Source organism: Paraburkholderia sp. GW821-FHT02A12 (assembly GCF_059422005.1).
In genome coordinates, this window is the sequence record NZ_JBWKWA010000001.1 from 627,854 (window position 1) to 645,378 (window position 17,525).

Here is a 17,525-nt window from a genome sequence, read left to right on the forward strand (position 1 = left end):
CGCCAACTAGCGACGCATCATCAGAAAAACGCCTGAATCCCAGTTTGCGCGCGCCCGAGAATCAGCGCGTGAATATCGTGCGTGCCTTCGTACGTGTTCACCACTTCCAGGTTCACCAGATGCCGCGCGATGCCGAACTCGTCCGAGATGCCGTTGCCGCCGAGCATGTCGCGTGCGAGACGCGCAATGTCGAGCGCCTTGCCGCATGAGTTACGCTTCATGATCGAGGTGATTTCGACAGCCGCGGTGCCTTCGTCCTTCATCCGGCCGAGGCGCAGCACGCCTTGCAGACCGAGCGTGATTTCGGTTTGCATGTCGGCGAGTTTTTTCTGGATCAGCTGGTTCGCGGCGAGCGGCCGGCCGAACTGTTTGCGATCCAGTACGTACTGACGCGCCGTGTGCCAGCACGATTCAGCCGCGCCAAGCGCACCCCAGGCGATGCCGTAGCGCGCCGAATTCAGGCACGTGAACGGACCGCGCAAGCCGCTGACTTCCGGGAAGCGGTTTTCTTCCGGCACGAACACTTCGTCGAGCACGATCTCACCGGTGATCGAAGCGCGCAGGCCCACCTTGCTATGAATGGTCGGCGCCGACAGCCCTTTCCAACCCTTCTCGAGAATGAAGCCGCGAATCGAGTCCTTGCCGTTTTCTTCGAGCTTCGCCCACACGACGAAGACGTCGGCGATCGGCGAATTGGTGATCCACATTTTCGAGCCCGACAGCGAGTAGCCGCCGTCGACCTTCTTCGCCCGCGTGACCATGCTGCCCGGATCGGAGCCGTGGTCCGGTTCAGTCAGGCCGAAGCAGCCGATCCACTCGCCGGTGGCGAGCTTCGGCAGGTACTTCTGCTTTTGCGCATCCGAGCCGAATTCGTAGATCGGCACCATCACCAGCGACGATTGCACCGACATCATCGACCGGTACCCGGAATCGACGCGCTCCACCTCGCGCGCGATCAGGCCGTACGCCACATAGTTCAGACCGGGGCCGCCGTATTGCTCCGGAATGGTCGGGCCGAGCAGGCCGAGTTCGCCCATCTCGCGGAAGATCTCGATGTCGGTCTTCTCATGACGGAACGCTTCGAGCACACGCGGGGCAAGTTTGTCTTGCGAGTATGCGGCGGCGGCGTCGCGCACCATCCGTTCGTCTTCAGTGAGCTGCTGATCCAGCAGCAACGGGTCTTCCCAGTGAAACTGCGCGGCCTCGGCCATGACGTATCTCCTGATTTCTGTGACTTGAGTTTGCCTTGACGAACTTGACTTAAGTTCCGCTATGCGAAACAATGTTCTGCAAACTACGATCGAGTGTATCACCACATGACGCCCACATCCACTCTCTCCGAACCGCTCGACGAGCGCAAATTCGTCGTCGCCCTGGCACGCGGGCTGGATCTGCTGCGCGCGTTCAGGCCGGGCGAAACGATGCTCGGCAATCGCGATTTCGTCGAGCGAACCGGCTTGCCGAAGGCGACCGTCAACCGTCTCGCCTACACGCTCACCGTGCTCGGCTATTTGCGGCTCGACGAATCAGTCGGCAAATATGCGCTTGATGCCGGCGTGCTGTCGCTCGGTTTTGCGCTGCTGTCGGGTACCGACACGCTCGAACTCGCGCGCCCCCATATGCGCACGTTTGCACGCGAAGTGGGGGCGGCGGTGTCGCTCGGTTGCCGCGACGGCCTCGACATGATTTACCTCAATACCATCCGCAGTGAAACCGCGCTGACGCTCGGGCTCGCCTCCGGCTCAAAACTGTCGATGCTGACGAGTTCGATGGGACGCGCTTATCTCGCGGTGCAGCCGTCCGACGTGCGCGTGGCCTTGCTGGCCGAACTGAAAAAGGCCGCGGGCAAAGACGGCCCGGCTTTAGTGGCCGACGCGGAAGTCGAAATCGAAGCCTTCGCGCAGGAACGCTGCTGCTATTCGTTTCGCGCCTGGCATGACGATGTGAACGCAGTGGCGGTGCCGTTTCGCGAGCCGCGCGAAGGGCGCTGGCTGGTGCTCAGTTGCAGCGGACCGGCGTCGTCGATGGGAGAGGAGGTGTTTCGGGAAAGCGTCGCGCCGCGCCTGAAAGCCCTGGCGCGACGCCTGGGCGATACGGGTTGACGTGGCGGGTGAGGCGCTAATCGGCCAGAACTAATACTCAAGCCAAAAACGCAGCGGCAACATAAAAATGCTCGAGCGCCTCAAGCCGCCCGATCGTGATAATGCGCGTTGAACAACGGCCCTTGCACGAAGCGCACGTCGTATTGCTGAAGCGCGTCGAACTGCGGGCCGTCCATGACGCGATTGAAGATCAGCGGAATCCGTAGCCGGCTCGCGTAACCCACGAGCGGTTTGACCATCGATTCGCGCAACGCGACTGCCGCATCCATCTTGATGAAGTCGAGCCGCGCTGTATCGGACACCGACAGAATCTGCCCGGCATTCGACAGATTGCCCGCCACCTTGAAACCGTAGCGCTGATAGCTCCTGGTCAGATAGCCGAGGAAGGTCTTGTGCGCGACCGCTGCCGCCGGCAACTCAATCACCACGCGTGACGGATTCAGTCCGAACGACACCAGCACGCTCGAAAAATGCCGTCCGTGGTCGTACTTCACGCTCTTCAGCAAGCGCTCATGCACGCGCAGAAACAGCAGTCCATGCCGCTGCGTGCCGAAGAAATTGATTGCGTGCAGCGCGCGTGACATGCGGTCGAGCGCGACCAGCTCCTGATCGTCGGCAATCTGATCGAATGGGTCGAAGACGTCGAACGGCTCGCCATCGAGACGCTGCGTCACCGCCTGAAAACCCAGTTCATCGCCGAAACGGTCCACGCCCTCGGGACCCGACGAAAGCGACTGCGCCAACGAATGCACGCTGATATCGAAGATCGGCTCATAGGCGCTGCCGAGTCGGATGCCGTCGAATTCGGCCATGGCGTATTCGCTATGCACGCCTGTTCCCATCGCCAGATGTTCGCCGAGAAACGGGTGACCGGCGGCGCGGGCAATGAGGTCGGGGATGGTCGGCGGAATCATGAAGGACGAATGGATGGCAGTAGATGCGCACTCGGCGCTCGGCAGCGCGACTCGATTGCCGCATTTCCTGATGGTAGCAGTCCGCACCGCGCGCACATGAACAAAATGCTCATAACGTTATCGGCCGAACGCTTGTGCCATGGGCCGTTCCGGCTTCCGGACAGATCATTCAGGGTATACGTTAATTTCACTATCCGTAATTGGTTTTACTATACGTAAATTCAAGCGCGACTGCGATGGGTGAGTGCGTATGCTGGTGCTAAAGGGGCGCAGCGCGCGCTGCGCTGGCTCGCGAACTTCGATCCGACGCCGCCGATCGATGCGAACACACGTGTCGTCGTACGTGAGAAGCGTAACGACGGCGCGCCGCTCGCCGGGCTGTTCCGCGCCGGCCGCGGCCCAGCGGCGCCGCAGACCGCCTGACGTAGACAGCTCGCGTCGGCAGCTCATGTCGACAGCTCAAGTATCAACGGAGAACCTTGCATGAATACCGCAACAACCCCATCACGCACGCCGAATACCGCCAGTTCGCGGCTCGAAATCGAGCCGGGCTATCAGTCGGGTTTTGCGAACGAATTCGCAACCGAAGCACTGCCGGGCGCGCTGCCCGAGGGCCGTAACTCGCCGCAGCGCGCGGCCTATGGTCTGTATGCCGAACAATTGTCGGGCACCGCGTTCACCGCGCCGCGCGGCCATAACCGCCGTTCATGGCTGTACCGGATTCGTCCGGCCGCGGTGCATAAACCGTTCACACCGCTGCCGTCGGACCGGCTCGTCGCCAACTTTGCCGAAGTGCCGCCGACGCCGCCGAACCAGTTGCGCTGGGACGCGTTGCCGATGCCCGCCGAGCCGACCGATTTCATCGACGGCTGGGTGACGATGGCGGGCAACGGTTCAGCGGAAGCGATGAACGGTTGCGCGATCCATCTGTATGCGGCGAACCGGTCGATGAAGGACCGCTTCTTCTATAACGCGGACGGCGAGTTGCTGATCGTGCCGCAGGAGGGGCGGCTGCATATCGCGACCGAGTTCGGCCGGCTCGATGTCGAGCCGTTCGAGATCGCAGTGATCCCGCGCGGCGTGCGCTTTGCGGTGAGCTTGCCGGATGGCGCGGCGCGCGGCTACCTCTGCGAGAACTTCGGTGCGCTGCTGCGCCTGCCGGATCTCGGCCCGATCGGCTCGAACGGCCTCGCCAATCCGCGCGACTTCCTCACGCCGCATGCCGCCTACGAAGACCGCGAAGGCGCCTTCGAACTCGTCGCGAAGATGAACGGCAATCTGTGGCGCGCGGACATCGGCCATTCGCCGCTCGACGTGGTGGCGTGGCACGGCAATTACGCGCCGTACAAATACGATCTGCGCCGCTTCAACACGATCGGCTCGATCAGCTTCGACCATCCGGATCCGTCGATCTTCCTCGTGCTGCAAGCGCAAAGCGATACGCCGGGCGTCGATACGATCGACTTCGTGATCTTTCCGCCGCGCTGGCTCGCTGCCGAGGATACCTTCCGCCCGCCCTGGTTCCATCGCAACGTCGCGAGCGAATTCATGGGCCTCGTGCACGGCGTGTACGACGCGAAGGCCGAGGGGTTTGTGCCGGGCGGCGCGAGTCTGCACAACTGCATGTCGGGTCACGGCCCGGACGCGGACACCTTCGGAAAGGCTTCGCATAGCGATACGTCGACGCCGAACAAAGTCCGCGACACGATGGCCTTCATGTTCGAAACCCGCATGCTGATCAAGCCGACCCGTTTCGCACTCGAAACCGCGCAATTGCAGGCGCATTACTACGAGTGCTGGCAAGGTCTCAAGAAACATTTCAATCCGGAGCAACGATGAACGCATTGAGCGATCTTCAGGCGACGCTCGATCCGTCGCGCAAGAGCTGGATCGAATCGGCCAACGAATCGACGAACGATTTTTCGATTCAGAATCTGCCGTTCGGTATTTTCAGCGACAGGAACAATGCCGCGCGCCGCGTGGGCGTGGCGATCGGTGACGAGATCGTCGATCTGGCGGCGCTCGAGGCGGCTGGTGTGCTGAAGGTCTCGAAGGATGGCGTTTTTGCCCGCGACACGCTCAACGATTTCATCTCGCTCGGCCGCGATGCATGGCGCAGCGTGCGCATTCAGTTGAGCAGCCTGCTGGCGCGCGACACGGCGAGCTTGCGCGACGATGCTGCCTTGCGTTCGAAGGTGCTGGTGCGCCAGGCCGACGCGCAACTCCATCTGCCGGTGCAGATTCCCGGCTACACCGATTTTTATTCGTCGAAGGAGCACGCGACCAACGTCGGCTCGATGTTCCGGGATCCGAAGAATGCGCTGCTGCCGAACTGGTCGGAGATGCCGATCGGCTATAACGGGCGCGCTTCGTCGGTGGTGGTGAGCGGCACGCCGGTGCGCCGTCCCAACGGTCAACTGAAGCTGCCTGATCAGGAGCGCCCGGTATTCGGCGCGTGCCGCAAGCTGGATATCGAACTGGAGACGGGTTTCGTGATCGGTCGGGGTAACGCCTTGGGCGAGCCGATCGCATGCGCCGATGCCGAAGCGCATATCTTCGGCATGGTGCTGCTGAACGACTGGAGCGCGCGCGATATCCAGCAGTGGGAATACGTGCCGCTCGGACCGTTCAACGCGAAGACTTTCGCGACCACCATCTCGCCGTGGATCGTCACGCTCGACGCGCTCGAGCCGTTCCGCGTCGCGCAGCCGGTGCAGGAACCGCAGCCTTTGGCGTACCTGCGTCACGACGGCGAGCATGCTTTCGACATCTCGCTGGAAGTGAAGCTGCGGCCACAACACGCGAAGCAGGCGAGCACGATCGCGCGGACCAACTTCAGGCACATGTACTGGACGATGGCGCAGCAACTCGCGCATCACACCGTGTCGGGATGCAATACGCGCGTCGGCGATCTGATGGGTTCGGGGACGATTAGCGGTCCGGCCGAAGATTCATTCGGCAGTCTGCTGGAGCTGACCTGGAATGCGAAGAAACCGTTGGCCTTGGAGGATGGCGGCACACGTGCGTTTATCGAAGATGGTGATGAGCTGACCCTCGCCGGGTGGTGCCAGGGGGATGGCTATCGAGTCGGGTTTGGCACGTGCGTCGGGGAGATTTTGCCGGCGCTCCGGTAGCGCCGTGGCTCACTTCGCCAGCAATCCAAACACGGCAACCCCGTTCGTCGTACCGACATAAACCTTCCCATTGGCAATCATCGGCGTGATGAACTTGTTCCCCACGCCGAACTGGTCGCGCGTACCCATCTGATTGCTGTTATACAACTCGGTGGCAAGATTGCCGGGATCAAACGCATGCAACGCCGCAACGTTGCCATTCTCAGCCGCCCACACAATCCCGTTGGCAGAACCATTGGCCGAAATGCTGGGCGTCGTCCCAGGATAAACAAAAGTCATCGCGGTCTGACTGGAAGGCGTCGCCGATAACCGCGCATTGGTGATCGTGAACGCCTTCAAATGATCGCTGACGGAGCCAAAATAAACCGTGTTGTTGAAATAGGCCGGCATGCCGAATTCGCCGCCGCTCAACTGCGATGGAATTTCCTGGTAGATGTTGTCGCCGGCCGGATTGAATTTGCCCATCGAGTCGCGATTCAGGACGTAAATAATGTCGTCCTTACCCGTGCCCAGCGTGAGATGGTGAACCGCGCCGCCCGCATCCGCGAGATCGGGCAGCACGAGCGCGCCACCCGAGCCGAGATCCTCGTCGGCGTTCGACTCCTGAACGACGCTCGACATCGCGAAGTAATCCGCGACCGACAGCCCGCCAACCGTGCCGAGTTTCAGATACGTATTGCCATAGTCGCCTTGAGCGGGAAAGCCGCTGGCGTTGAGCGTCGTATCGAACGTGCCGTTCGCGTCGAGCAGATAAATCGACGATCCGTCCGACGCGGGGCCGGCGCCGCTCATCCAGATCGCGCCGTCAGAACCATTCGGCGTGACGTCGAGCACGGAAGTCTGCTGCAAGGTATCGGCGCTGTAGCCGATGATCCAGCCGGTGTAAGCGCCCGCGTCGCAATGCGAGGTCCACGTCGTGTAAATGACGCCGTTGAGCAACAGCAACGCCGCGCGATCCGCGTAAGACGACGGCGCGAATATGACGCTGCCGTTCGAATTGTTGGCGCCGCTGCCCGGATACGACGCAGTGACTTCGGTCGGGCCGTTCAGCAGTTCGGCGCCGCTCGCGAGGTCGAGCGCGTGCACGCGCTGGTGGTAGGCGCCGGCCGCGTCTTTCGTCATCGCGACAACATAGATCGTGCCGTGCGCCCCGCGTGAGCGGTCGATTACCGGCGTCGACGTGATGCCGATCTCCGGGGTGATCCGGGGGCAACCGAGATCGTCGCTCGGCGTTTCGCCGACGCGGAGCGCCGATACTTTCCACAGTTGCGCGCCGGTATCGGCGTCGAATGCAAATACGCTGTCGTGCTCGGTCACGACGTACAGCACGTTATGCGTGCCGCCGGCAATCGCCAGCGATCCGACGAACAGCGGCTCGCCATCCACCTTGCCGTCCACCGTAAAGAAGCCGACTTTGCCGAACGTAGTCGCGTTGACGTTCGCGGGGGTGAGGATCGTTTCGTTGAGGTTCTGGCCGGTGCGCGCGATGTCGTTGTGGTAGGTCGCGACATCGCCGGCCGCGGACGTCACTGTGCCGCCTGACGACATGCCTGTACCCGAAGTGCCCGTGCCGCCCGTCGTGCCCGTGCTTCCCGTTCCACCGGTTGCGCTGCCGGTGCCGCTGCCACCGGCGCTGGCCGCACCTGAAGTCCCGCCGCCACCGCCGCCCCCGCAACTCATGAAGATCGACGCGCAAACAATCAGCACGCTCAGCAGGAAAAAACGACGCGGGATGGGCAGAGTTGGCATGGCGTTCTCCCCGATGCCGGCCACTGTGCCATGAGACGTCGGCTGTCCTGGCGAAGCGCCGTGCAAAGTGGCACCAAAATTAGCACCAAACGTGCAATCGGAAGCGCCAAAAATCAGTGCCGGAGCGTCATCCGATCGCGCGCAGCGGCGCCCGCCGGTCATTCACATCTTTGCGGGGCCTGGTGTGGGGCTTTGCGAGGATTGGGCGAACGCGGACGGTGGCCGCGTTCGGCGGTATTTTCCAGGGGCGGCCGGGGCGATCCGCCGGCCGCGTCAGTGCTCAACCCGGCACGGCCATCCGTTGCGTACGCCGGTCGATCGACACCGACCACAGCGTCAGCATCAGCGCGCCGGTCGAGGTCGCGACGCCGACCCACGGCAAGGTAGTCAGCTGCGCGCCCGCGCCGATCGCCATGCCGCCGAGCCAGGCGCCCGTCGCATTGCCGAGGTTGAAGGCGCCCTGATTCAAGGTCGATGCCAGATTCGGCGCATGGTTCGCGCGGTCGACGATCAGCATTTGCAGCGGCGGCACAATCGCGAAGGCCAGAACGCCCCACACGAAGATCGTGATCATCGCCGGAATCTCCGCGTGCATCGTGCCGGCGAAGACAGTCAGGATCACGACGATCGCCAGCAAAAACGCCACCAGCGACGGCAGCAGCCGCCAGTCGGCCAGCTTGCCGCCGAGCGTGCTGCCGACCGTCAGGCCGAGGCCGAACAGCAGCAGCACCAGCGTGACCGCATGCGGGGTGAAGCCGGTCACGTCTTCGAGAATCGGCGTGATGTACGTGAAGGTCGAAAAGAGGCTGGCCGATGCGAGCACGCTGATGCCGAGCACCATCAGCACTTGCGGATTCTTCAGCACGCTGAACTCGCGCACGAGGCTGGCCTTCTGCATGTCGATTTTCGACGGCAGGCACACGGCGAGCGCGCCCGCGGCGAGCACGCCGATGCCGGTGACCGCCCAGAAGGTCGCGCGCCAGCCGACCGCCTGGCCGAGCGCGGTGCCGAGCGGCACGCCGAGCACGTTGGCGAGCGTGAGGCCGGTGAACATCAGCGCAATGGCTTGCGCGCGGCGGTTCGGCGCGACCAGACCGGCCGCGACCACCGAACCGATGCCGAAGAACGCGCCGTGGCAGAACGCCGTGACGATGCGCGCGGCCATCAGTACCGCGTAACCCGGGGCGACCGCGCACAGCAGATTGCCGACGATGAACACGCCGATCAGGCACATCAGCGCCTTCTTGCGCGGCATGTTCGCCACCGCGATCGCGACGATCGGCGCGCCGATCGTGACGCCGAGCGCGTAGGCCGACACCAGCATGCCGGCAGCGGGAATCGACACGGCCAGGTCGCGCGCGACATCGGGCAGCAAGCCCATGATCACGAATTCAGTGGTACCGATTCCAAAAGCGGCAACGGCAAGGGCGAGCAGGGGTAAAGGCATGATGATGGAGCGAGAATCGGCGTGGCGGGGAGCGCCACGCGGCAGGCGCGCGTTTTCGGGGCGAAAAGCGCATGCGCCGTGCAAGGGGTAAACAGTAAGGGATTCTACCTAAGTCAAAACGGCTTTGCTGAGCGTCAAGCGGACTGTTGTTTTTCGCTGAAAGACGCGGCGGGGCGGGCTTAAACGGCGATGGTCCGGTGTTTGGCCGGTGTTTGGCCGGCCCTAGCGGCCGCTGCCGCCGGGGCCGAGCGTTTCGCCGTGGCGGCCGGCGCCGTCGGCGAAACGGGCGGCGCCCGCGACGCCTTCGTCGAACACCGCCTGATAGCCGCCGGCGCCTTCGCGCCGCAGCGCGTCGGCGAGATCGTCGAGCATGCTGTGCTCGAACGCGGAGCGGCGGTCGGCCAGCAACGCCGCTTGCGGAAACGCTGCCAGCTCGGCGGCCAACTGTTCGGCCGCTGCGCGCGCCTCGCCCGTGCGCACGATGCGGTTGGCCAGACCGAAGCCGAGCGCTTCCTCGGCATGCACGGCGCGGCCGGTCAGAATCAGGTCCAATGCGCGCGAGAGCCCGATCAGGCGCGGTAGCCGGATCGTGCCGCCGTCGATCAGCGGAATGCCGACACGGCGGCAGAACACGCCGAGCACCGCGTCTTCTTCGACCACCCGCAGGTCGCACAGCGCGGCCAGTTCCAGACCGCCCGCGACGGCGTATCCGGCGATCGCCGCGATCACCGGTTTGCTGAAGGCCATGCGTGTCGGTCCCATCGGGCCGGGGCCGCTGCCGTCGGCATGCAGTTCGTTGCGGCGCGCGTCGTCGGCGAGCGCGGTGAGGTCCGCGCCGGCGCAGAAGGTGCCGCCCGCGCCGAACAGCACCGCCGCACGCCACGCCGGTTCTGCTTCGAAGCGGCGGAAGGCGGCGCTGAGCGCATCGGCGGTAGGGCGGTCCACGGCATTACGCCGGGCCGGACGATCGAGCACGATAGTGGCGACGCCGGTAGTCTCATTGGCCTCGATGCGCACGTGGTCAGTGAAATTTTGGGTGGATATCATCGTTGTCTCCGTAAGACCTGCGGACGCCCGCCGATGCCGGGTGATTAAACCACTGGCTTGTCATGCTTCTTACACAATCGACTCGTAGCGTAGGCGCTCTTTTAACCCGCTGGCGCTTGCGCGCTGGCTTATCGAGCCTGCCTTTGCCATTGTCCAACCCATCGTCCGCTGCCGCGCCGGCCGGTGCCGAGCCGGTCTGGATCGTGCCTCTGCATGACCATCCATGGTACGACCATGTGCGTCTGAAGCGCGTCTTCGTCACCGACGGCACGCGGCATCAAGTGGTATTGGTCGACGCGCGCAAGCTGCTGGCGTGCGCGGATCGCGACGACACCGGTTACGTGTTGAGGCCGGTCGCCGAATGGCATTCGGGCAAGATGCGCGGCATCCGCGAGTTTCTCGATCCTGACAACCCACGCATTCCGGCGATGCCGTACGTGACGGTCACGACGCGTCGCGCGCCGGGTTTGTTGGGCTGGTTGGGTCTGGAGCGCGAGGGCGTGGTGGCGTTTCGCAATGGCCAGCATCGCGCGCGCTATCTGGCCGATGCCGGCGCGCGCTGGTTTCCGGTGGAAGTGCACGAACGTGAGGCGGCGTTGCTGCGCGCGGTGTGCGGCGCCGCGGACGATGCCCGCACGGCGATTCGCTCGATTACGGTGGAAGGGGGCGCCTAGCCGGGGGCGCCGCCCGCCTAACCGCGCGCCTGCACAACATTGCGCGGCGTACCCGCCTGCCATGCCGCGACGTTATCGAGCGTGGTCTGCGCGATCTCGCTCATCGCCTCGCGCGTGAAGAACGCCTGATGCGCGGTGACGATCACGTTCGGAAACATCAGCAGACGGGCCAGCACGTCGTCCTGCAGCGGCAGGTTCGAGTGGTCTTCGAAAAACAGGCGGCCTTCTTCCTCGTACACGTCGAGTCCGAGATGGCCGAGCTGCCCGTCCTTCAGCGCGCCGATCAGCGCATTGCTTTCGACGAGGCCGCCGCGCCCGGTATTGATCAGCATCGCGCCCCGTTTCATCTTGGCCAGCGCGCGGCCGTCGATCAGATGGTACGCGCCGGGCACCAGAGGACAGTGCAGGCTGACGACATCGGCTTCCGCCAGCAGGGTATCGAGCGGCACGTAGCGAGCGCCGAGCGCGAGCAGGTCTTCGGCGGGCGTGCCGGGGTCGTGCGCGAGCACTTGCATGCCGAAGCCCGCCATGATGCGGCCGAACACGCGGCCGATCATGCCGGTGCCGATCACGCCCACGGTCTTGCCGTGCAGATCGACGCCGAGCAGTCCATGCAGGGAGAAGTCGCCTTCGCGCGTGCGCGCGACCGCGCGCGGCAGCCGCCGGTTCAGCGCGAGAATCAGGCCGGCCGCATGCTGGGCGACGGCGTGCGGCGAGTAGGCCGGCACCCGCGCGACTGTGATGCCGAGACGCTCGGCCGCGGCCAGATCCACATGATTGAAGCCTGCAGGGCGCAGCGCGATCAGGCGCGTGCCGCCGGCATGGAGTCGCTCGAGCACGGCGGCGTCGACGTTGTCGTTGACGAACGGGCAGACCACTTCATAACCCTGCGCGAGGATCGCGGTTTCGCCATCGAGGTGCGATTCCTGGAAGTGCAGTTCATAGCGATGCCTGCCGTTTGCCTCGGTGAACGTGTCGCCGGCGTTCTGAAGTTGCTGGTACTGGGTCTGCTGTCGCTGTGGCCACCGGCAAGAAACTCGACAAGAGCAAGGTGAAATGACGCATTGATCTGTACATTGATCGACGTTTCCGGGCGCTGAGGCATAGTCAAAAAACTTGCGCAATCGCTCGGATCGGTGAATGATCGAATCGACGGCCTCGCCAATGTCATCGTTGGCGAGGCCGCTTGTTCCTTTGCGCTCGGACATTCACGTATCGATCATGCCGACCTCATCATCCAATTCCGCGTTCCCCGCAGTGCCCTGTCCGGTTGTCGAATCGCTCGACGCCATTCTTCCCGAAGAGCCGTTGCTGATGATGGGCGCCGGCCCGGTGCCGATTCCCGCCGCCGTCGCCAAGGCCAACACGGTCGTGATCAATCACCTGGGCGGCACGATGGTGAAGGTGATCGGCCAGGTGAAGACGATGGCGCGCTACGTGTTCCAGACGAATTCGAAATGGGTGCTGGGCGTAGCGGGTCCGGGTTCGGCCGCGATGGAAATGGCGATCTCCAATCTCGCGTGGGAAGGCACGCGGGTGCTGAGCATCAAGAACGGCTTTTTCAGCGAGCGCATGGCGGAGATGGGACGGCGGGTAGGCGCGCAGGTGACGACGTTGGAGGTCGCCGACCGCTCGGTTGCGAGCCTCGACCAGATTGCCGAGGCGATCCGCCGCGAGCGTCCGGAGATCGTGACGGTGGTGCAGGGCGAGACGTCCAATACGGTGTGGAATTACCACTTGAAGGACATTGTGGCGTTGGCGAAGGCCGCGGGCGCGCTCGTGATCGTCGACGCGGTGTGCACGTTGAGCACGATGCCGCTCGAGATGGACGCATGGGGGATCGATGCGGTGATTACCGGCGGACAGAAGGGGTTGTCATCGATTCCGGGTGTGTCGCTGATTGCGTTTTCCGATGCGGCCTGGGAGCGGGTGAAGGGCCGCACGGCGCCGAATGCGCATTGGTGTCTCGACGCATCGCTCGCTGAGAACTTTTGGCATAACGCGGGGTATCACTACACTGCGCCGGTGTCGGGCGTGCTGGCATTACACGAGGCTTTGCGTCTCGTGTGCGCCGAGACTTTGGAAAAGCGTTTCGCGCGGCATTTGAAGTGCTCTTTGGCCTTGCAGGAAGGCGTGACGGCTTTGGGCTTGCAGTTGTATACGCCTGCGGCTTGCCGGTTGAATTCGGTGGTCGGGATCGAGGTGCCCGTTGGGTTGAGTTCCGCGGATGTTTGCTCGCATATTTCGCGGCAGCATCAGGTGGAAATTTCGGGTTCGTTTGGATTGCCTATTGTCCGGATCGGGCAGATGGGGGAGCAGTGCCGCGAACATAATCTGTTCCGCACGGTGCATGCGCTGGGAAGGACGATGGTGGATCTTGGCGTTAAGGTTGATTTGCCGGCGGGTGTGGCAGCGCTTGAGCGCGGGTTGTCGGAAGGGAAGTAAAGGTTGTTTGCCTGCGCGGTGGTTTGTTATGGTTTCCAGGGGCTGGTCGTTGCTTGTTCTGGTTTCTTTGGGCGCGGAGGTGTCAGGAATTTTGTGTGCTGAGGTCGGTTAAAAATCTCAGCTGATGGCGGCGGTGAACCGCTCGCCGAACAGAATGGCGAACTGATTGACTGCTTGCCGCCAGGTAATAGGTGGCATCTTCCAATCCTTTTCGATGTTGCGCAAGGCCAGGTACAGCAGTTTGCTGGCGGCTTCGTCGCTGGGGAAGTGACCGCGGTTCTTGACGATCTTTCGCAGCTGCATATGCATGCTCTCGATCGCATTGGTCGTGTATATGATCTTGCGTACTTCCGGCGGATAGGCGAAGAACGGGATGACTTGCTCCCATTGGCGCTGCCACATCGCGGCCACGGTGGGGAATTTGCGCCCCCACTCGCCTTGAGAGAAGGCTTGCAGGGCGACTGCCGCCGCTTCGGCCGTGGCAGCCTGATAGATCGGCTTGAGCGCGGTTGCCAGCGGCCTACGGTCCTTCCAGCTCGCCAGATTCAGCGAATTGCGGATCAGGTGCACGATGCACGTCTGGATCTGCGCGGCTGGATACACCGCTTCGATCGCCTCGGGGAAACCGCGCAAGCCATCGACGACGGCGATCAGGATGTCGTGCAAGCCACGGTTCTTCAGTTCGTTGAAGACCTTCAGCCAGAACTTGGCTCCCTCGGTTTGCTCGATCCACAAACCCAGCACTTCCTTGCGGCCGTCGGCGCGAATGCCCAGCGCCAGATACACCGCCTTGTTCCTGACCGTGCCTTCGTCGCGGATCTTCAGCCGAAGTGCGTCGAAATACACGATCGGATACATTGCCTCAAGCGGGCGTTGCTGCCACTGTTCGACCTCGGCCAGCACCTCATCGGTGACAGTCGAAATCAGATCGGGCGACACCTGCAGGCCATACAGTTCCAGCAAATGGCCCTGGATCTCGCGCACGCTCATGCCGCGCGCGTACATGCTGATGACGTGATCGTCGAAACCCGGCAGCCGGCGCTGATATTTGCCCACCAGTTGCGGCTCGAATGTCGCCTGCCGGTCACGCGGAATGTCCAGATTCAGTTCGCCGTTGGGCGTGATGACCGTCTTGCGGCTCGTGCCGTTGCGGTGGTTGCCGGCCTTGCCTTGCTCCGCCTCGTTCTCCAGGTGATGCGTTAGCTCCGCCGCCAGCATGCGCTCAGCCAGTTGCTTCTTCAGTTGCCCGGCCAGGCCCGATTCGCCGAGAACCGACTCCGCATCCTTGTTCTGAATCTGCGCCAGCAGTTGATCGATCAGTTCATCGGGGAACAGCTTCAGCGCCTTCGGGTTCTTGATCTTCTTAGTCACAGTTGCTTCGGTCATAGGACGTTGTTTCCGTTATCGTCTCATGACCTCGGCACACTAAAATTCTGACAGGCTCTTGGGCGCCCGCTTGCTTTGTTCGGAGGGTTATTGGGTTCCTCCCCTGGGCCCAGGCGGTCGATCGTGTTTTCTGGCGAGGTAACCGCCGAGCCTTGCAATCCGGAGCACGACTTCGGCTAACGACAGAATCCGGGTGGGGGGCTTGTCGGTACTGTGGATGCGGCAATACAGCGCGCGCCATACGATAGGTTGCAACAGCACGTCGCACGGCAGTTCGCCGTCCAGTCGAGCCGTAGGGTCGCAAAGAAGATGCGCCAGCTGATTACCGCAAACAGAGAGCGGTGGCGCGCACGAACCGATCGAGGTTACCGAATTGCCTTGCCTCGATGCGGCAGCCACTCTTGAGTACGCGATGCCACGATTCGATGGTCCAGCGCCGCGCGTATAACGCAAGGCGTTCGAGTACTTCTTCGCGCGTACGTACGCGCAGGCACCGAACTGAGCAACATCCATTCGAGCGGCTCGATCCCTTCGGCGGCGTCGGTTTCCAGCGCGTGGATGGCGAATACTTCGACTTCTGGCAACCCTTTGTGGTGACGGTGGCGCGGCGGGCGAAGCCGCACCGGCGCGCATCGCAGCGTCAGCCGCGCGCTGCGCGCAGGCGCCCTGCCCGAGGCGGGTATCTGCAACTCGGTCCGACCCAGCATCGGCGTTGCCGCGACGGTGTCCCAAAGATACTTCTCGGGATGGCCACGCTGCGGTTCCACGCCGCGCGAACCAGCCAATCGATGCCGGCGCCTCGTTCAGCCACGAACACATCATAGATATCGCCTTCACGATCGCACACGCCGACGATGTGCGTATCGGGGCAATGCGCCTTGAGTGTGCTCAGATGCTCGAGGCCCTCAAGCCACTTTGCGCTTTCCTTGTCGCGAATGCAGCGTTGCCGACCCTTGCCGAACTCATCCGGTGCACGCGCCCTGGTCTTCATGCCCAGCACGCCCAGCAACTTCTACGCTGATATGCGAACAATTCACCGATTTGCGGGGAAACTTCAGCCCTGAGCGGGGGAAGAGCGGGGTCCAATGCGAAGGGCCGCATAGCCCGCTGCAAAGAAAAAAGCCGCTCTTTGGAGTAATGCCGTTCAGTTAAGAACTGAACGGCATTTTTGTTTTTGGGGCTGGAAGAGGTTGTAAACGAGGCGTCGAGGTGTTAACTTTTCGGCGCGATGCTCTCCAGCCACCTCACCTATCTGCTCGAAGTACAACAGCCGGTTGCCGACCTGAGCCGGCTGGCTGAGCATCTGCCGTACGAGTGGATTGAACGCGCGGTTCACGCGACGGGCACCGCAAGCATCCGGCGTCGGCGCTTGCCGGCTGAACAGGTCGTCTGGCTGGTGATCGCGCTGGCGATGTACCGGCACTGGTCGATCAGCGAGGTGCTCGACAGTCTCGATCTGGCGTTGCCCAACGAACATGCGCCGTTCGTGAGCAAGAGTGCGGTGGCGCAGGCGCGCCAGCGTATCGGTGAGGCGCCGCTGGCGTGGCTGTTTGAACAGACCGCACGCGCCTGGACGACACAGGACGCAGACCATCATGCATTCAAGGGCTTGAGCCTGTGGGCGATGGACGGCACCACACTGCGCACCGCCGACAGCCCGGCCAACCGCGAGCACTTCGGCGCCCAGGTCTATCCCAGCGGCAAGATCGCCAGCTATCCGCAGGCGCGCGCAGTAACGCTGACAGCGATTCCGACCCACCTGGTTGCCGGCATCAACTTCGGCCGCTACGACACCAACGAAATGGTGTGCGCCAAAGGCCTGCTGCCGCAGATACCGGACGATTCACTCACGGTGTTCGACAGTGGCTTTATGGCCGCTGAAATCCTGTGCGGCCTGACGATGAACGGACGTAACCGCCACTTCCTGATTCCCGCCAAGAGCAATACCTGCTGGGACGTGATCGCTGGCACAGCTGACGATGCAACGGTGCGCATGCGCGTTTCACCGCAGGCGCGCAAGAAGTGTCCTGCGTTGCCCGAATTCTGGATTGCACGCGCAATCCGTGCCATCGATGCGCGCGGGCGCGAACGCATATTGCTGACCTCATTGAGCGATCGCCGACGCTTTAAACCCGCCGATATCGTCGCCTGCTACGAGCGCCGCTGGCAGATCGAAACCAGCTACCGGGAGCTCAAGCAGTCGATGCTGGGCATGGAGTTGACCTTGCGCAGTCGCACCGTCGACGGTGTCCGTCAGGAGATCTGGGGCGCGTTGATCGCCTACAACCTGATTCGCCGTGAAATGGCGAGTGCTGCATGGGAAGCGAAACTTGCGCCGACCGACATCAGCTTCGTGCGCGCCTTGCACACCATCCAGCACGAAATGATGTGGGCCGCCGTGACACCGGCATACGCAAAACTGCCCGCCTGCCTTCAGCGTCTACGTGAACGCCTCAAGGCTCTACCCAACGAAAAACGACCCGACCGCACATGCGACCGGGTCGTCAAATCACGCCCTCAACGCTATACCGTTCGACATCTTAAGAGGGACCTTAACTGAACGGCATTACGCTCTTTGGAGCGGCTTCAGACTGCTGACAAAGTACCCCCAAAGCCTGGCCACGCGC

At 62.9% G+C, this 17,525-nt stretch carries 16 protein-coding genes; 7 read left to right on the forward strand and 9 right to left on the reverse strand.

Going from position 1 to position 17,525, the window contains the following annotated elements:
- Positions 1-20: 20 nt before the first annotated feature.
- Positions 21-1,211, reverse strand: coding sequence for an acyl-CoA dehydrogenase (locus tag AC07WT_RS02950; RefSeq protein WP_115103859.1), 1,191 nt, complete (start codon positions 1,209-1,211; stop codon positions 21-23).
- A gap of 105 nt (positions 1,212-1,316) precedes the next feature.
- On the opposite strand from AC07WT_RS02950, the gene AC07WT_RS02955 reads away from it, so the two are divergent.
- The gene (locus tag AC07WT_RS02955; protein ID WP_494945978.1) at positions 1,317-2,102 is read left to right on the forward strand and encodes an IclR family transcriptional regulator; all 786 of its coding nucleotides are present in this window, start codon (positions 1,317-1,319) and stop codon (positions 2,100-2,102) included.
- An 80-nt stretch (positions 2,103-2,182) separates the two neighbouring features.
- Here the strand turns inward: AC07WT_RS02955 and AC07WT_RS02960 are convergent, their stop codons facing one another.
- A complete protein-coding gene (locus AC07WT_RS02960; protein WP_492596283.1) occupies positions 2,183-3,016 on the reverse strand; it encodes an EAL domain-containing protein in 834 nt (277 codons plus the stop codon).
- 240 nt (positions 3,017-3,256) lie between these two features.
- Here AC07WT_RS02960 and AC07WT_RS02965 point away from each other — a divergent pair, with 240 nt between their 5' ends.
- Genes AC07WT_RS02965 through fahA form a run of 3 tightly spaced genes read left to right on the forward strand, consistent with a single transcriptional unit; the run spans position 3,257 to position 6,150 of the window.
- Complete coding sequence (locus tag AC07WT_RS02965; RefSeq protein ID WP_494945979.1) at positions 3,257-3,439, forward strand: hypothetical protein; 183 nt, start codon at positions 3,257-3,259, stop codon at positions 3,437-3,439.
- Between the two features lie 60 nt (positions 3,440-3,499).
- Positions 3,500-4,855, forward strand: a complete 1,356-nt coding sequence (hmgA, locus tag AC07WT_RS02970) for a homogentisate 1,2-dioxygenase (RefSeq protein WP_494945980.1) — start codon at positions 3,500-3,502, stop codon at positions 4,853-4,855.
- On the forward strand, positions 4,852-6,150 hold the full coding sequence (gene fahA, locus AC07WT_RS02975; protein ID WP_494945981.1) for a fumarylacetoacetase: 1,299 nt from the start codon (positions 4,852-4,854) through the stop codon (positions 6,148-6,150). Before hmgA ends, fahA begins: the two co-directional genes overlap by 4 nt.
- Positions 6,151-6,159: 9 nt before the next feature.
- On the opposite strand, the gene AC07WT_RS02980 is transcribed toward fahA, so the two are convergent.
- The 3 genes from AC07WT_RS02980 to AC07WT_RS02990 all read right to left on the reverse strand — a co-directional run bounded on the left by AC07WT_RS02980 (position 6,160) and on the right by AC07WT_RS02990 (position 10,393).
- Complete coding sequence (locus tag AC07WT_RS02980; RefSeq protein WP_494945982.1) at positions 6,160-7,899, reverse strand: PQQ-binding-like beta-propeller repeat protein; 1,740 nt, start codon at positions 7,897-7,899, stop codon at positions 6,160-6,162.
- A gap of 280 nt (positions 7,900-8,179) precedes the next feature.
- Entirely contained in the window at positions 8,180-9,346 is a 1,167-nt protein-coding gene (locus AC07WT_RS02985; RefSeq protein WP_494945983.1) for an MFS transporter, read from the reverse strand.
- 222 nt (positions 9,347-9,568) lie between these two features.
- The gene (locus AC07WT_RS02990; RefSeq protein ID WP_492596289.1) at positions 9,569-10,393 is read right to left on the reverse strand and encodes a crotonase/enoyl-CoA hydratase family protein; all 825 of its coding nucleotides are present in this window, start codon (positions 10,391-10,393) and stop codon (positions 9,569-9,571) included.
- A gap of 62 nt (positions 10,394-10,455) precedes the next feature.
- Here AC07WT_RS02990 and AC07WT_RS02995 point away from each other — a divergent pair, with 62 nt between their 5' ends.
- A complete protein-coding gene (locus tag AC07WT_RS02995; protein ID WP_494945984.1) occupies positions 10,456-11,067 on the forward strand; it encodes a plasmid fertility inhibition factor family protein in 612 nt (203 codons plus the stop codon).
- A 17-nt stretch (positions 11,068-11,084) separates the two neighbouring features.
- Here AC07WT_RS02995 and AC07WT_RS03000 read toward each other — a convergent pair whose 3' ends face one another.
- Entirely contained in the window at positions 11,085-12,275 is a 1,191-nt protein-coding gene (locus AC07WT_RS03000; RefSeq protein WP_494945985.1) for a 2-hydroxyacid dehydrogenase, read from the reverse strand.
- 13 nt (positions 12,276-12,288) lie between these two features.
- Here AC07WT_RS03000 and AC07WT_RS03005 point away from each other — a divergent pair, with 13 nt between their 5' ends.
- On the forward strand, positions 12,289-13,512 hold the full coding sequence (locus AC07WT_RS03005; protein ID WP_494945986.1) for a pyridoxal-phosphate-dependent aminotransferase family protein: 1,224 nt from the start codon (positions 12,289-12,291) through the stop codon (positions 13,510-13,512).
- A 117-nt stretch (positions 13,513-13,629) separates the two neighbouring features.
- Here AC07WT_RS03005 and AC07WT_RS03010 read toward each other — a convergent pair whose 3' ends face one another.
- From AC07WT_RS03010 to AC07WT_RS03020, 3 genes are all read right to left on the reverse strand, one after another.
- Complete coding sequence (locus AC07WT_RS03010; RefSeq protein WP_494945987.1) at positions 13,630-14,898, reverse strand: IS256 family transposase; 1,269 nt, start codon at positions 14,896-14,898, stop codon at positions 13,630-13,632.
- Between the two features lie 322 nt (positions 14,899-15,220).
- Entirely contained in the window at positions 15,221-15,388 is a 168-nt protein-coding gene (locus AC07WT_RS03015; protein WP_494948367.1) for a hypothetical protein, read from the reverse strand.
- Positions 15,389-15,538: 150 nt separating this feature from the next.
- Complete coding sequence (locus AC07WT_RS03020) at positions 15,539-15,889, reverse strand: hypothetical protein (RefSeq protein WP_494945988.1); 351 nt, start codon at positions 15,887-15,889, stop codon at positions 15,539-15,541.
- A gap of 237 nt (positions 15,890-16,126) precedes the next feature.
- Here AC07WT_RS03020 and AC07WT_RS03025 point away from each other — a divergent pair, with 237 nt between their 5' ends.
- Positions 16,127-17,458: an IS4 family transposase gene (locus AC07WT_RS03025; RefSeq protein ID WP_494945989.1), complete on the forward strand. Its 1,332-nt coding sequence runs from the start codon at positions 16,127-16,129 to the stop codon at positions 17,456-17,458.
- Positions 17,459-17,525 lie beyond the last annotated feature (67 nt).

Coding starts and splice junctions, on each gene's coding strand:
- AC07WT_RS02950 (WP_115103859.1), bottom strand. CDS start 1,211: ATGGCCGAGGCCGCGCAGTTTCACTGGGAAGACCCGTTGCTGCTGGAT.
- AC07WT_RS02985 (WP_494945983.1), bottom strand. CDS start 9,346: ATGCCTTTACCCCTGCTCGCCCTTGCCGTTGCCGCTTTTGGAATCGGT.
- AC07WT_RS03020 (WP_494945988.1), bottom strand. CDS start 15,889: ATGAAGACCAGGGCGCGTGCACCGGATGAGTTCGGCAAGGGTCGGCAA.
- AC07WT_RS03010 (WP_494945987.1), bottom strand. CDS start 14,898: ATGACCGAAGCAACTGTGACTAAGAAGATCAAGAACCCGAAGGCGCTG.
- AC07WT_RS02955 (WP_494945978.1), top strand. CDS start 1,317: ATGACGCCCACATCCACTCTCTCCGAACCGCTCGACGAGCGCAAATTC.
- AC07WT_RS02990 (WP_492596289.1), bottom strand. CDS start 10,393: ATGATATCCACCCAAAATTTCACTGACCACGTGCGCATCGAGGCCAAT.
- AC07WT_RS03025 (WP_494945989.1), top strand. CDS start 16,127: ATGCTCTCCAGCCACCTCACCTATCTGCTCGAAGTACAACAGCCGGTT.
- AC07WT_RS02980 (WP_494945982.1), bottom strand. CDS start 7,899: ATGCCAACTCTGCCCATCCCGCGTCGTTTTTTCCTGCTGAGCGTGCTG.
- hmgA (WP_494945980.1), top strand. CDS start 3,500: ATGAATACCGCAACAACCCCATCACGCACGCCGAATACCGCCAGTTCG.
- AC07WT_RS03000 (WP_494945985.1), bottom strand. CDS start 12,275: ATGTCCGAGCGCAAAGGAACAAGCGGCCTCGCCAACGATGACATTGGC.
- AC07WT_RS02960 (WP_492596283.1), bottom strand. CDS start 3,016: ATGATTCCGCCGACCATCCCCGACCTCATTGCCCGCGCCGCCGGTCAC.
- AC07WT_RS02995 (WP_494945984.1), top strand. CDS start 10,456: ATGCTTCTTACACAATCGACTCGTAGCGTAGGCGCTCTTTTAACCCGC.
- fahA (WP_494945981.1), top strand. CDS start 4,852: ATGAACGCATTGAGCGATCTTCAGGCGACGCTCGATCCGTCGCGCAAG.
- AC07WT_RS03005 (WP_494945986.1), top strand. CDS start 12,289: ATGCCGACCTCATCATCCAATTCCGCGTTCCCCGCAGTGCCCTGTCCG.